This window comes from Variovorax paradoxus (genome assembly GCF_009498455.1).
GTDB lineage: Bacteria > Pseudomonadota > Gammaproteobacteria > Burkholderiales > Burkholderiaceae_C > Variovorax > Variovorax paradoxus_H.
This window is the reverse complement of sequence record NZ_CP045644.1, coordinates 1165234-1178772: the sequence shown is the minus strand read 5'-3', so window position 1 is coordinate 1178772 and position 13539 is coordinate 1165234. Positions and strand designations below refer to the sequence as shown.

General features: G+C 68.0%; 10 protein-coding genes and 1 pseudogene. 3 read left to right on the top strand and 8 right to left on the bottom strand.

Going from position 1 to position 13539, the window contains the following annotated elements; all coding sequences use genetic code 11:
* Positions 1-225 precede the first annotated feature (225 nt).
* Positions 226-1359 carry an ABC transporter substrate-binding protein gene (locus GFK26_RS05280; protein WP_153285859.1) on the bottom strand — a complete coding sequence of 378 codons (1134 nt, stop codon included), beginning with the start codon at positions 1357-1359 and terminating at the stop codon, positions 226-228.
* A gap of 58 nt (positions 1360-1417) precedes the next feature.
* Here GFK26_RS05280 and GFK26_RS05275 point away from each other — a divergent pair, with 58 nt between their 5' ends.
* Genes GFK26_RS05275 through GFK26_RS05265 form a run of 3 tightly spaced genes read left to right on the top strand, consistent with a single transcriptional unit; the run spans position 1418 to position 4924 of the window.
* A complete protein-coding gene (locus tag GFK26_RS05275; protein ID WP_153281082.1) occupies positions 1418-3478 on the top strand; it encodes a molybdopterin-containing oxidoreductase family protein in 2061 nt (686 codons plus the stop codon).
* A complete protein-coding gene (locus GFK26_RS05270; protein ID WP_153281081.1) occupies positions 3478-4617 on the top strand; it encodes an aminopeptidase in 1140 nt (379 codons plus the stop codon). The genes GFK26_RS05275 and GFK26_RS05270 overlap by 1 nt, the downstream gene beginning before the upstream one ends.
* The gene (locus GFK26_RS05265) at positions 4610-4924 is read left to right on the top strand and encodes a polyhydroxyalkanoic acid system family protein (protein WP_153281080.1); all 315 of its coding nucleotides are present in this window, start codon (positions 4610-4612) and stop codon (positions 4922-4924) included. Before GFK26_RS05270 ends, GFK26_RS05265 begins: the two co-directional genes overlap by 8 nt.
* 18 nt (positions 4925-4942) lie before the next feature.
* On the opposite strand, the gene GFK26_RS05260 is transcribed toward GFK26_RS05265, so the two are convergent.
* From GFK26_RS05260 to GFK26_RS05230, 7 genes and pseudogenes are all read right to left on the bottom strand, one after another.
* On the bottom strand, positions 4943-5680 hold the full coding sequence (locus tag GFK26_RS05260) for an SDR family oxidoreductase (RefSeq protein WP_153281079.1): 738 nt from the start codon (positions 5678-5680) through the stop codon (positions 4943-4945).
* Positions 5681-5973: 293 nt separating this feature from the next.
* Positions 5974-7500, bottom strand: a complete 1527-nt coding sequence (locus tag GFK26_RS05255; RefSeq protein ID WP_153281078.1) for an FGGY-family carbohydrate kinase — start codon at positions 7498-7500, stop codon at positions 5974-5976.
* The gene (locus GFK26_RS05250) at positions 7497-8630 is read right to left on the bottom strand and encodes an alcohol dehydrogenase catalytic domain-containing protein (RefSeq protein ID WP_153281077.1); all 1134 of its coding nucleotides are present in this window, start codon (positions 8628-8630) and stop codon (positions 7497-7499) included. The genes GFK26_RS05255 and GFK26_RS05250 overlap by 4 nt, the downstream gene beginning before the upstream one ends.
* Before the next feature lie 162 nt (positions 8631-8792).
* The gene (locus GFK26_RS05245; protein WP_153281076.1) at positions 8793-9773 is read right to left on the bottom strand and encodes an ABC transporter permease; all 981 of its coding nucleotides are present in this window, start codon (positions 9771-9773) and stop codon (positions 8793-8795) included.
* A gap of 58 nt (positions 9774-9831) precedes the next feature.
* Positions 9832-11313, bottom strand: a pseudogene (locus tag GFK26_RS05240) (sugar ABC transporter ATP-binding protein); the annotation flags it as partial.
* Between the two features lie 49 nt (positions 11314-11362).
* Positions 11363-12283: an ABC transporter substrate-binding protein gene (locus GFK26_RS05235; protein WP_153281075.1), complete on the bottom strand. Its 921-nt coding sequence runs from the start codon at positions 12281-12283 to the stop codon at positions 11363-11365.
* Positions 12284-12405: 122 nt separating this feature from the next.
* Positions 12406-13299, bottom strand: a complete 894-nt coding sequence (locus GFK26_RS05230; protein WP_153281074.1) for a helix-turn-helix domain-containing protein — start codon at positions 13297-13299, stop codon at positions 12406-12408.
* Positions 13300-13539: the final 240 nt, after the last annotated feature.

Sequence of the window (13539 nt, the reverse complement as noted above, 5' to 3'; positions counted from 1 at the left end):
CGCCCTTCGGGCTCCCCCTTAATTTCGCTGCGCAAGGCACCCCATCGACGTGAGCGTTGGGCAGTGCGGTCGTTGATCGAATAGCCCAACGACCGCGCTCAGCGGGCGCAGGACACTGGGTGCTTCCCGCAGCGAAATCAAGGAGGAGCGAAGCGGGGGACATTCGCGGAGGGAAGTACCCGGTGGCCTGGGCACGCGCCCCGAACAAGAGCGCGTGAACAAAAACTACGTCCGCACCCGCCCATCCGCAGTCAGCATCGACAGCTCGACAAACCGCGACGCCACGTGGCTCTTCGGCGAGAACGACACCTCGAAGCCGCCGAACTGCTGACGCTCGATGCTTTCCAGCCCCGCGATCAGCCCGTCGCGCGTGCCCTTGCCGCCCGGTGCGCGGCGCAGGCCTTCGGTCAGCACCTTGGCGGCCAGGTAGCCTTCCATGCTCGAGAAATTGGCGCTCGCGCCCCCGCCCGCCTTGCGCACCGCCTCGGTGAACTCGCGGGCCAGCGCATTGGCCTGGTTGTAGGGCGATGGCACCACCTGCGTGACCATCACGCCCGCCGCCTCCTTGCCCAGCTCGTCCGCCAGCGCCTGCGTGCCCACGAACGAGAGGTTGAAGAACACGCCGCCGTAACCTGCCTTGCGCGCCTCGCGGATGAACGCCGCGCAGGCCTTGTAGGCGCCGACCTGGACCACCGCCGCCGGCTGGCTTGCCACGATCGTCTTCACGGCCGCGGCCACGTCGGCCGAGTTGCGCTCCACCGTGGCCAGCGCCACGGGTTTCAGTTGTTGCTGGGCCAGGGCCAGCGTCACGCCGTCGAGCCCGGCCTTGCCGTAGGCGTCGTTCTGGTAGAAGACCGCGATCTTCTTCATGCCCAGGTGGGTGAGTTGCTTCACCATCAATGCCGTCTCGTCGTTGTACGAAGCGCGCAGATGGAACACGTTGCGGTGAAAAGGCTCGCGCAGCGACATCGCGCCGGTGAACGGTGCGATGAACGGCACCTTGTCCTTTACCGCCAGCGGCAGCGCGGCCAGGCTGGTCGGCGTGCCGATGTAGCCGAACAGCGCGAACACGTCTTCACTGATCAGTTTTTGCGTGTTGGCCGCGCAGCGGTCGGGCTCGTAGCCGTCGTCGAGGTTCTTGATGACCACGTCGCGCTGGCCCGGCTGCGCGTTGTACTGCTCCAGGAACAGCTTGGCGCCCTGGTGAAACTGGATGCCGAGCTGCGCGGCCGGCCCGGTGAACGGCGCCGACTGGCCCAGCACCAGCGGCGTCTCGCTCTGCGCCCGGGCGATGCCGAAGCTGCCCAGCGTGGCGGCGGCCGCCGTGGCGATTGAAAAATGCCTGCGATTCAGATGCATCGTCATGGTGAAATCCTCCCTCTGCCCTGTGTGTTGATACTCAATTTAGACTTGTCCGATGGCCCACGCAACGGATTCCCTCCTCGACACGCCCGACGCCTCCGCACCCTCCACGGTGCTCGGCGCCTGCCCGCACGATTGTCCCGACACCTGCGCGCTCGTCACCACCGTCAAGGACGGCGTGGCGGTGAAGCTGCAGGGCAACCCCGCCCACTCGCACACCGGGGGCGTGCTGTGCACCAAGGTGTCCCGCTACATCGAACGCAATGACCATGCCGAGCGGCTGGTGCAGCCCCTCAAACGCGTCGGCCCCAAGGGCAGCGGCCATTTCGAGCCGGTCTCGTGGGACGCCGCATTGGACGACATCGCCGCGCATCTTCGGGGTTTGCAGGCCGAACCGGAAGCAATTCTCCCTTACAGCTATGCGGGCACCATGGGCCTCGTGCAGGGCGAGTCGATGGACCGGCGCTTCTTCCACAAGCTCGGCGCCTCGCTGCTGGACCGCACCATCTGCTCGATGGCGGGCGGCGAAGCGATGGTCTACACGCTCGGCGCCAAGGTCGGCATGCGGATCGAGTTCTTTGCCGAGGCCAAGCTCATCCTGATCTGGGGCAGCAACTCCATCGCGAGCAACCTGCACTTCTGGCGCCACGCCCAGGCCGCCAAGCGCGCCGGCGCGCGGCTGGTGTGCATCGACCCGCGCAAGACCGAAACCGCCGACAAGTGCGACGAGCACATCGCGCTGCTGCCCGGCACCGACGCCGCGCTGGCCTTGGCGCTCATGCACGAACTCATCGTGCACGACTGGCTCGACCACGAGTACATCGCGAACCACACGCTCGGCTGGGAGCAGCTGCGCGAGCGCGCGCTGCAGTGGCCGCCGTCACGTGCGGCCGAAGTCTGCGGCATTCCCGAAGCGCAGATCGTCGCGCTGGCCCAGGCCTACGGCACGACGAAGCCGGCCGCGATCCGCCTGAACTACGGCATGCAGCGCGTGCGCGGCGGCGGCAACGCGGCACGCGCCATCGCCTGCCTGCCGTCGCTGGTCGGCGCCTGGCGCGACCGCGCGGGCGGCCTGCTGCTCAGCAGCTCGGGCCACTACCCGGTCGACCGCGCCGCGCTGCAGCGCCCCGACCTGCTGGCCGGGCGCAAGCCGCGCACCATCAACATGAGCACCATCGGCGATGCGCTGCTCGACACGGCGAAGCCCGTGAAGGCCGTCGTGGTCTACAACAGCAACCCCGTGGCGGTGGCGCCCGAGTCGGCCAAGGTGGTGGCGGGCTTTGCGCGCGAAGACCTGTTCACCGTGGTGCTGGAGCAGTTCCGCACCGACACCGCCGACTACGCCGACTACCTGCTGCCCGCCACCACACAGCTCGAGCACTGGGACATCCACTGCAGCTACGGCCACACCGACGTGCTGCTGAACCAGCCGGCCGTTGCGCCGCGCGGCGAGGCCCGCAGCAACGCCTGGGTGTTCCGCGAGCTGGCGCGCCGAATGGGCTTCGACGAGCCCTGCTTTGCCGAGAGCGACGAGTCGCTGTGCCGCACCGCCTTCGCCGAGAACACGATCGACTTCGACCAGCTGCGCGCGCAGGGCTTCACCAGCCTGAAGTTGGCCGAGGCGCCGTTCGCCGAAGGCAAGTTCCCCACGCCCTCGGGCCGCTGCGAGTTTTTCAGCGAGCGCCTGCAGGCCACGGGCATCGACGGCCTGCCCGACCACGTGCCCAACTGGGAACCGGCCGGCAGCTCGACCGAATTCCCGCTGGCGATGATCTCGCCACCGGCGCGCAATTTCCTCAACTCGACCTTCGTCAACGTGATCAGCCTGCGCGCCATCGAGGTCGAGCCGCTGCTCGAGATCCATGCCGACGACGCCGCCGCGCGCGGCATCGAGGACGGTGCCACGGTGCGCGTGTTCAACCAGCGTGGCGAGCACCGCTGCCGCGCCGAGGTGTCGCGCCGCGCGCGCCGCGGCGTGGTGCATGGCATGGGCATCTGGTGGCGCAAGCTCGGCATGGACGGCACCAACGTCAACGAGCTGACCAGCCAGCGCCTGACCGACATCGGCCGCGGCCCGACCTTCTACGACTGCCTGGTGCAGGTCGAAAAGGCGTGATGCGGCGGCTGCGCGCACCTGCGCTGGCGCTGGCCGGCGCGATGTTCTTGAGCGGCTGCGCCGACCTCGGCTACTACTGGCAATCGGCCAACGGTCACCTCGACATCCTGCGCGCGGCCAAGCCCGTGCCCGAATGGCTGGCCGACCCGGCCGTGGGGGCGCCGCTCAAGGCCAAACTCGAACTCGCGCAGCGCATCCGCCGCTTCGCGTCGAGCGAACTCGGCCTGCCCGACAACGCCAGCTACACCTCGTACGCCGACCTGCACCGCCCCGCTGCCGTGTGGAACGTGGTGGCCGCGCCGCCGTACTCGCTCACGCTGAAGAGCTGGTGCTTCCCGGTCGCGGGCTGCGTCGGTTATCGCGGCTATTACGACGAGGCTGCCGCCAAGACCGAGGCCGAGGCGCAGAAGACCAACGGCCTCGAAGTGGCCGTGTACCCCGTGCCGGCCTACTCCACGTTGGGCTGGATGAACTGGGCCGGCGGCGATCCGCTGCTGTCCACCTTCATCGGCTACCCCGAGGGCGAGCTGGCGCGCCTCGTGTTCCACGAGCTGGCGCACCAGGTGCTCTATGTGTCGGGCGACACGGTGTTCAACGAGTCGTACGCCACGGCCGTCGAGCGCATCGGCGGCGCGATGTGGCTGCAGCGCGAAGCCGGCGAGGCGGCGCGCGCCGAGTACGCGCAGTTCAATGCGCAGCGGCAGGACTTTCGCGCGCTCGCGCTCAACACGCGCCGCGCGCTCACGCAGGTGTACGAATCGCCCGAAGCCAAGGCCAAAGACTGGACGAAGGTCGAAGCGCAGAAGCAGGCCGCCATGGCCGACTTCCGCGAGCGCTATGCCGCGCTGAAGACGGGCTGGACCGGCCCGCGCCAGAACGCCTACGACGGCTGGGTGGCACGCGCCAACAATGCGGCCTTCGGTGCGCAGGGCGCGTACGACGACCTGGTGCCGAGCTTCGAGGCCCTGTTCGAACGCGAGGGCCGCGACTGGCCGCGCTTTTACACTGCGGTGCGGCGCATTGCCGCGCTGCCCACCACGGAAGAGCGCCGCACTGCGTTGCAGGCCGCCACGGGTATCCTGCACACCCACGCGCGCCAAGGCCGCACACACGACGACAACGGAGACCACGGTGCCTGACATCCAAATCGAACGCAACCACACGCTGGGCATTGCCGGCGCCCGCGAAGTCGCGCGCCAATGGGTGCATCAGGTCGAGCAGGACTACGGTCTCGAGTGCACCTACACCGAGGGCGCCGACTGCGACGTGGCCCAGTTCAGCCGCGCGGGCATCGACGGCACGGTGGAGGTCACGGCCGACACCTTCCGGCTCGAAGCGACGCTGGGGTTCCTGTTCAGCAGCTTCAGCGACCAGATCGAGCAGAAGATCGCGCGCAATCTCGATGCGCTGCTCGAAGCGCCGCAGGGCGGCAGCCGCTTCGCCTGACCTGCCCGGGTTTTTTCTTCAGGCGATGGTGTAGCCGCCGTCGATCGGCAGCGCCACGCCGCTGACCATCGACGCGCCGTCCGACAGCAGGAACAGGATCGGCGCGACCACTTCCGCGACCTGCGCGAAGCGCCTCAACGGAATGTTCTGAAGCACCGACGCGCTCTTGGCCGGGTCGGACCACGCCTGCTCGGCCATCGGCGTGAGCGTGACGGTCGGGTTCACGCTGTTCACGCGGATGCCGTGCGGTCCGAATTCGAGGCACAGCGCACGCGTGATGGCGTCCATGGCCGCCTTCGAGGCGCTGTAGCAAAGGTGCGCGTCGAGCGCGACCAGCGAGGCCTGGCTCGACACATTGACGATGCTGCCGCGCACGCCGGCCGCGATCATGGCCCGGCCGCAGCGCGCGGCCACGATCGCCGCGGCGCGTGCGTTGACGGCCATCACGGCATCGAAGCTCTCGGCCTGCAGATCAGTGGCGCGCTCGATGCGTGTGGTGCCGGCGCAGTTCACCACCAGGTCGAAGGCGGGCAACGGGGCAAGCGCTTTTTCCAGTGCGGGGACGTCGGCTACGTCGAGTGCCAAGGGCTGGCAACCCGACTCCTTTTGCAATGCTTCCAGCGCGGCGGCGTTGCGACCAACGGCGATGACTGTGGCGCCTGACTGCGCGAGCTGCGCTGCGACTGCGCGGCCGATGCCGCTGCTGGCGCCAGTCACGAGGGCGCGCTTTCCTGAGAAGTCGAAGGTGGGTGTCATGTTGGTTGCTCTATCGGATGTTGGGGATTCAGGGCGTGTGCACAGGCCACCGGGTACTTCCCTCCGCGAATGTCCCCCGCTTCGCTCCTCCTTGATTTCGCTGCGGGAAGCACCCAGTGCCCTGCGCACACCGAGCGCGGTCGTTGTACTGGCTCGATCAACGACTGCTCTGAAGACGCTCGCGTCGATGGGGTGCCTTGCGCAGCGAAATCAAGGGGGAGGCCGCAGGCCGGAGGACATTCGCGGAGCAAGGCTCCCCGTCGGCGGGAGCGTCGCCCCGGACAGCGCGTGCGTCATCCCAGCCGATGCATCGCATCACGCAACGCCGGGTACAGCGACGTGTAGATCTCGAAGCGCTCGCGGTACACCGCCTGCGCCGCAGGCTCGGGTCGCGCGCGTTCCACGAGCGTGACCCAGCCGCGCTCCGCAGTGGCCGCATCGACCAGCCCGGCACCGAGCGCCGCGAGCATCGCCGCACCCAGGGCCGCCTCGACCTCTTCCTCGATCGTGAACACGCGGTAGCCGGTGACGTCCGCCACGATCTGCATCCACAGGTCCGAATGCGCGGCGCCGCCGACGACGATGAGGCGGTCGTCCAGCGGTTGGCCGCTGCGCCGGCCGGCTTCGATGTTGTGCTGCAGCGCGAAGCTCACGCCTTCGAGCACGGCGCGGTACAGGTGCGCGCGGCTGTGGGCGAGCGAGAGGCCGATGAAGGCGCCCTTGGCCTGCGCGTCCCAGATGGGGCTGCGCTCGCCCATCAGGTAGGGCAGGAAGACGAGGCCGTCGGCGCCGGGCGGCACATCGACGGCCTTGCGCTCGATCAGCGCATGTGCGTCTTCGCCGGTGCGTGCGGCCTCGGCCATCTCTGCCTGGCAGAAGGCCTCGCGAAACCAGGTGACGGCCGCGCCGGCCGTGATCGCGCCGCCGAACACGTAGCTGCGGTCGGCGCCGCGGTAGACGTGCGGCATGGTGATGAGCTGGTGGCGCGCGTCCACCGTCGGGCTCACGAAGCCCCAGCACATGCTGGTGCCGATCATCGCGACATGGTCGCCGCTGCCGGTGACGCCCGCGCAGAAGGTGGCCACCGCCGCATCGACGCCGCCGGCCATCAGCGGCATGCCTTCGCGCAGGCCCAACTGCGCGGCCCACTCTGCAGTCAGGCGACCCACGACCTCGCTCGATTCGACGAGCCGCGGCGGCATCATGCGCGCGGGGATGCCGAGCATGTCGAGCGCCTGCGCCGACCAGCGCCGCCGCGCCGCGTCGTACACGCCGCCGATGTTGCCGGCCGAGCTGTGATCGACGGCGAGCTGGCCCGTCAGCCGCCAGTTGACGTAGCTGTTGGGCGGCAGGAAGTGGTGCGTCTTCGCCCACACCTCGGGCCGGTGCTCGCGCAGCCACAGCATCTTGGTGAAGCCGTAGTAGCTGTCGACGCCGTTGCCCGTGATGGCCTGCAGCCGCGCCACGTCGACCGTGGCGTTCACCGCATCGACCTCGGCGGTGGCGCGGCGGTCCATCCAGATGAGGCAGGGGTGCAGCGGGCGCATGGCGGCATCGACCGGGATGCCCGCGCCGCCGTAGAGGCTGCTCACGCACATCGCGGCAATGTCGATGGCTGCGACGCCGCCTTGCGCCACGCAGGCGCGCACGCTCTCGCACACGGCGTGGAACCAGACCTCGCAGTCCTGCTGCGCCCACAGCGGCTTCGGCGTTTCGGGCTGGTAGGCCACGCTGGCCTGCGCATGCACCTTGCCGTCGATGCCGACCAGCAGGCACTTGGTGCTCTGCGTGCCGATGTCGACGCCGATGACGTATTTCATGACGCGGCGCCGAGGGCGCGGGGCTCGGGCTTGAGCAGCACCTTGATCGAATCGAGCGAGTTGGCGAGTGCGAAGGCGCGCTCCCACTCGGTCAGCGGGAAGTCGTGCGTCACGATGCCCTTCGATGTGACGAGGCCGCGCGCCAGCAGGTCGATGGCGATCGGGTAGCAGTAGGGGCCCAGGTGCGCGCCGCGCACGTCGAGTTCCTTGCGGTCGCCGATGATCGACCAGTCGGCACTGGTCTCCGAACCGAACACGCTGAACTCGACGAAGCGGCCGAGCCGGCGGATCATCTCCAGGCCCTGCGTCACGCCGATGGGCGCGCCGGTGGTTTCGATGTACACGTCGCAGCCGTAGCCTTCGGTGAGGCCCTTGACGATGGCGTCGGCGTTCTCGGTCTTCGGGTTGATGACCACGTCGGCGCCGTATTGCTTGGCGAGCGCGAGGCGTTCCGGAACGAGGTCGATCACGATCAGCTTCTTCGGTGTCTTGAGTGCCGCCACCTGCGTCATCATCAATCCGAGCGGGCCGGCGCCGGCGATCACGACCACGTCGTCGAGCTGCACATCGCCGCGGTTCACGGTGTGGATCGCGCACGACAGCGGTTCGATGATGGCTGCGTCTTCCAGCGAGATGCCGTCGGGGATCTTGTGCACGCGCGATGTGGATGGCAGACGCATGTAGTCGGCCATGCCACCATCGGCCACGACGCGCTGGAAGCCGAAGATGTTGTGCACTTCGCACATCCAGTATTTGCCGGTGCTGCAGAAGCGGCACTTGCCGCAGGGCACGATCTGCTCGGCGATCACGCGGTCGCCCTTCTCCACGCCGAAGTGCTCGGCCGCGCCTTCGCCGAGTGCTTCGACATAGCCGAAGAACTCATGGCCCGGAATGACCGGCGGCTTGACCCACGACGGCTGGCCGTCGCCGCCCCAGAACATCTTCGCGCCCGAGTGGCACTTGCAGTCGGAGGCGCAGATGCCGCAGGCCGCGATGGAAATGAGCAGTTCGTTCGGGCCGATCGCGGGCATCGCGACGGTTTCGAGCCGGTAGTCCTTGGGGCCGTGGCAGACGACGGCTTGCATGGCGGCGAGGCCCGATGTGCCTGGCTGGAGCTTTTGATAAGACATGGGTTCCTTGTGTTCAGAGAGGTCGTTGGGGTTGGGTTTCGGTTTTTCTCCCTCCCTCTGGGGAGGGCCGGGGTGGGGGCAAGCGGCGTCACCACTGGGCACGCTCTGCCTGCCCCCATCCCAGCCTTCCCCCGGGAGGGGAAGGAGCAAGAGAGGAAGGCGTCAGCGCTTGGCTTCGCGGCTGATGAAGATGGCGAGCAGGACGATGCCGCCCTTGATGATCAGTTGCAGGTACGGCGACACGCCGATCATGTTGAGACCGTTGTTGAGCACCGCCAGCAACAGCGCACCGACCAGCGTGCCGACGATGGCGCCGCGGCCACCGGCGATGGACGTGCCGCCCATCACCACTGCCGCGATGGCGTCGAGCTCGAAGCCCACACCCACGCCGGGCTGGCCGCTGGTGACGCGCGCGGCCTGCACGATGCCCGCGACAGCAGCCGTGAGGCCGCTGAGCACATACACCAGCAGCTTGTAGCGCGACACGCGCACGCCCGAGAGCCGCGTGGCTTCCTCGTTGCCGCCGATGGCATACACATAGCGGCCGAAGGGCGCCATGTTGAGCAGCACGTAGGCCACGAGGTAGGTCGCCAGCATGATGAGGATCGGCACCTTCAGGCCCGCGAGCGTGCCGCTGCCGAGGAACGCGAACGACTCGGGCAGGCCGTCGATCGGGTAGCCGCCGGTGTAGATCAACGCGATGCCGCGCGCGATGCCCATGGTGGCGAGCGTCACAATGATCGGCGGCATGCGCAGGTAGGCCACGCAGTAGCCGTTGAACAGGCCGATCACCGCGCCCACGCCGAGCCCGAGCGGCACGGCGAGCACCGGCGGCAGTCCGAAGTGCACCATCAGTCCCGAGGCCAGCGTGCCCGACAGCGCCACCACCGCGCCCACCGAGAGATCGATGCCGCCCGTGAGGATCGCGGCCGTCATGCCGACCGCGATGATCGCGTTGATGGACGACTGCAGCGCGATGTTCTGCAGGTTGCTCACCGAGAGAAAGTTGTCGGTCGCCACGATCATGAAGACCGAGATGGCGATGAGCCCGACCAGCGGCAGGAAGGCCGTGGAGCGGCGCAGCTGCGTGAAGAACCCGCCCGCAGGTGCCGGCGGCGTGGGATGGGTGGCGGTGGCAGTCATGAGGGGCTCCCGGAGGAAGAGGGAAGAGCGGGAAGGGAGGGAAGGGAGGGAAGGGCGGGGAGGAAGACGTCGCGTGGCGCATGATTTCGCCCGCGTTGATCGCGTCGCCCGTGAGCGTGGCCACGATGGCGCCGCCCGAGAACACCGCCACGCGGTCGCACAGGCCGACGATCTCGGGCAGCTCGCTCGAGATCATCAAAATGGATTTGCCCTGGCGCGTGAGTTCGCGCATCAGCTGGTAGATCTCGGCCTTGGCGCCCACGTCGATGCCACGCGTGGGCTCGTCGAAGATCAGCACGTCGCAGTCGTGGCCGAGCCAGCGCGCGATCACCACCTTCTGCTGGTTGCCGCCAGACAGCGTGGCCACGCGGGTGTCGATGCCCGGCGCCTTCACGCCCACGCGGCGCGAGAGCGCGTCGGCGGAGCGTTTTTCAGACGCCGTGTCGACCACGCCCGCGCGCCGGTGCCGCCCGAGGTTGTTCAGGGATATGTTGAAGCGGATCGTGAAGTCGGTGATCAGCCCTTCGACCTTGCGGCTTTCGGGCAGCAGGCCGATGCCGTGCGCGAGCGCCTGGGTCGGGTCGTTCAGGCGCACGGGCTGGCCGTTGCGCAGCACTGTCTTGCGGTGCGTGCGGTCGGCGCCCATCATGCCCAGCGCGAGTTCGGTGCGCCCCGACCCGACCAGCCCTGCGAAGCCGAGGATCTCGCCTGCGTGCAGGTCGAAGCGGTTCACGGGGCCGTCCTTCACGAGCTGGATGTCGGGCACTTCGAGCACCTTGCGTGCGTGCGGTGTCGGTTGCGGCTTGGGTGGAAAGCTCTGCTCGATGCGCCGGCCCACCATCATCTCGACCAGCGCGTCGACGGTCGTGGCAGCCACGTCGGCATGCCCGGCGTTGGCGCCATCGCGCAGCACGCTGATGCGGTCGCACACTTCGAAGATCTCGTCGAGGTGGTGCGAGATGAAGATCATCGCCACGCCCTTGGCGCGCAGCGCACGCATCACCTTGAACAGGTGCTCCGCCTCGTTCGGTGTGAGGGTGGCGGTGGGCTCGTCGAGCACCAGCAGCCGCGCGTGGAGCGACAGCGCCTTGCCGATCTCGACGAACTGCTGCTGCGCCACCGAGAGCTGGCAGATGGGCACATCGAGGTCGACCTGCACGCCCAGCTCGTCGAACAGCGCGCGGGCCTCGCGCGCCATGGCGGCCTTGTCCATCAGGCCGAGGCGGTTCGTGCGGTAGCGGCCGAGAAAGATGTTCTCCACCGCGTTCAGGTACGGCACCAGGCTGAACTCCTGGAAGATGATGCCGATGCCGGCCGCGATGGCGTCGCCATAGCCCGCGAAGCGGCACTCGGTGCCGTCGATGACGATGCGGCCCTCGTCGGCCTGATGGATGCCGCCGAGGATCTTCATCAGCGTCGACTTGCCCGCGCCGTTCTCGCCGAGCAGCGCGTGCACCTCGCCCTGGCGCACCGAGAGGTCGATGTTCGACAGGGCCTTCACGCCCGGGAAGCGCTTGGACACGCCCTCGAGCCGCAGCATCTCCCGGGGTGATTCGTACGTGGTGGTCACGGGCGGCGCGTCCGGCGGCTTACCAGCTGAAGGTCTTGGCGCCTTCGGCGTCGATGAGCTTCACGTCGACCGGCACGGCCGCGGGCACGTTGGCGCCCCACTTCTTCGCGAGTGCGATGCCGATGGCCAGGCGGATCTGGTCGCGCGGGTACTGTGCGGTGGTCGCGATGAACTTCGAGCCTGCCTTCTGCATCGCCTTGATGGCCTCGGGCGCGCCGTCCACGCTGGTGAGCTTCACGTCCTTGCCGCTGGCTTCGATGGCGGCGAGTGCGCCCATCGAGCCGCCGTCGTTCACGCTGAACACGCCCTTGAGGTTCTTGTTCGCCTGCAGGATGTTCTCGGTGACGGTGAGCGCGGTGGCGCGCTCCTGCTTGCCGTTCTGCGTGCTCACGACCTTGATGCCGGGGTACTTGGCCAGCGCTTCGCGGCAGCCCTTCACGCGCTCCAGGATCGGCACGACCGGAATGCCGTCGAGGATGGCCACGTCGCCTTTTTCGCCGATGCTCTTCGCGAGGTACTCGCAGGCCAGGCGGCCCGCGTCGAGGTTCTTGGAACCCACGAACGAATCGACCGGGCCCTGCGCGTTCGCATCGACCGCCACCACGATCACGCCGGCCTTCTTGGCCGAGCGCACCGCCGACTGCACGCCGGCCGAGTCGGTCGGGTTCAGCAGCAGGATGTCGATCTTCTTCTGGATCATGTCTTCCACGTCGCCGATCTGCTTGGCCACGTCGTGGCGCGCATCGGTGGTGACCACGGTGGCGCCGATGCTGGCGGCGGCTTCTTCCAGTGCCTGCTTCATCGTCACGAAGTAGGGGTTGTTCAGTTCCTGGAAGGTCATGCCGATGCGCAGCGGCTGCTTGGGCGCCTGTGCCAGTGCGGCGGTGGTGCCGCAGGCGAGGGCGGCGACGAGGGCGGTGGCTTTGAGAAGGCTCTTCATGGGGTTGTCTCCTTGAGTTGGTGGTGTGACAGTCGGCAAAAAAACGCGGGCAAAGGGCCGCCCCGCGCGGCGCGGAATGCGCCGCGCCAGGAACGACGCGGGGAACACGGGGCGGGTGCGCGCTACGGCGGGCTGTTGGCGGCGCGCGATGCAGCGAGCTGCATGCGATGGAAGTGGCGGAACTTGGTCGGCGGCATGCGCTTGTGCAGCAGGAACTGCCGGTTGAAGTTCGACACGTTGTTGAAGCCCACGTCCATGCAGACGTCGAGCACGGGCTTGTCGCTGTTGGCCAGCAGTTCGCAGGCGCGGCCGATGCGCAGCCGGTTCACGTAGCGCACGAACGACTGCCCGGTGTGCTTGCGGAACGAGCGCGAGAACGCGCTCGGGCTCTGGCCCACCAGCTCGGCCAGCATCGGCTCGCGCAGCTCGTCGCCGAGGTTGGCGGCAATGTGCGCCAGCACGTTGTTGATCGCGTGCGACATGAAGGCCTTGGGGTCGGGCGTGAACGCGGGGCTGGCCAGCCGCTGGCGGTCGTCGCTGGCCACCAGCAGCTCGAACAGCGACAGCAGCAGCACCACGCGGCGCATGCCGCTGGCTTCGAGCAGCGACTCCATGAGCGGCTTGGCGGCGGCGGCGGTCTTGGCAGAAAAGAGCAGACCGGAGGCCGATTCGGCCAGTAGCGGCTCGATGTGCCGGAACTCGGGAAAGGTGCCTGCCACGTTGCGCACCAGCGCGGCCGGGAACTGGATCACGATGCCGCGGCGCTCGACGCTCTGGCCGGCGGGCACGTCGCTGATCCAGTTGTGCGGCAGGTCGGGGCCCATCAACACGAGGTTGCCCGGCTCGAAGTGGCCGACATGGTCGCCCACGAAATACACGCCCTGGGTCTCGACGATCAGCTGGATCTCGTACTCGGGGTGGAAGTGCCAGCGCACCGTGCGATACGGATAGCCGTGCGCCCAGGCGGTGAACGATTCGTCCCCGTGGACTTCGACGATTTCCAGATCGGGTTGCATGGCTGGGTTGTCTCTGTGTAGGTGTGGCTCGGTGGGAGTGAGGCGGACTGTACGAATCGCTCAGGACACCAACAACCAGCGTTGGTGTGCGGAATTGATACTTTCTTGAGCTTCGGTTCTGCCCGATGGCACGGAGTGGTGGGCTTCATTGCGCTGCAGCAAACCCCTTTCTCCTCGGGGGAAGGCGCGTGGCTGAGCGCAATTGCTGCAGTGCAAAAAGGTCAGGTCGGGCCATGTCAA

Bases quoted from the DNA above. Each gene is read 5' to 3' on its own strand.
- GFK26_RS05280 (WP_153285859.1), bottom strand. From the start codon at position 1,359: ATGCATCTGAATCGCAGGCATTTTTCAATCGCCACGGCGGCCGCCGCC.
- GFK26_RS05275 (WP_153281082.1), top strand. From the start codon at position 1,418: ATGGCCCACGCAACGGATTCCCTCCTCGACACGCCCGACGCCTCCGCA.
- GFK26_RS05270 (WP_153281081.1), top strand. From the start codon at position 3,478: ATGCGGCGGCTGCGCGCACCTGCGCTGGCGCTGGCCGGCGCGATGTTC.
- GFK26_RS05260 (WP_153281079.1), bottom strand. From the start codon at position 5,680: ATGACACCCACCTTCGACTTCTCAGGAAAGCGCGCCCTCGTGACTGGC.
- GFK26_RS05255 (WP_153281078.1), bottom strand. From the start codon at position 7,500: ATGAAATACGTCATCGGCGTCGACATCGGCACGCAGAGCACCAAGTGC.
- GFK26_RS05250 (WP_153281077.1), bottom strand. From the start codon at position 8,630: ATGTCTTATCAAAAGCTCCAGCCAGGCACATCGGGCCTCGCCGCCATG.
- GFK26_RS05245 (WP_153281076.1), bottom strand. From the start codon at position 9,773: ATGACTGCCACCGCCACCCATCCCACGCCGCCGGCACCTGCGGGCGGG.
- GFK26_RS05235 (WP_153281075.1), bottom strand. From the start codon at position 12,283: ATGAAGAGCCTTCTCAAAGCCACCGCCCTCGTCGCCGCCCTCGCCTGC.
- GFK26_RS05230 (WP_153281074.1), bottom strand. From the start codon at position 13,299: ATGCAACCCGATCTGGAAATCGTCGAAGTCCACGGGGACGAATCGTTC.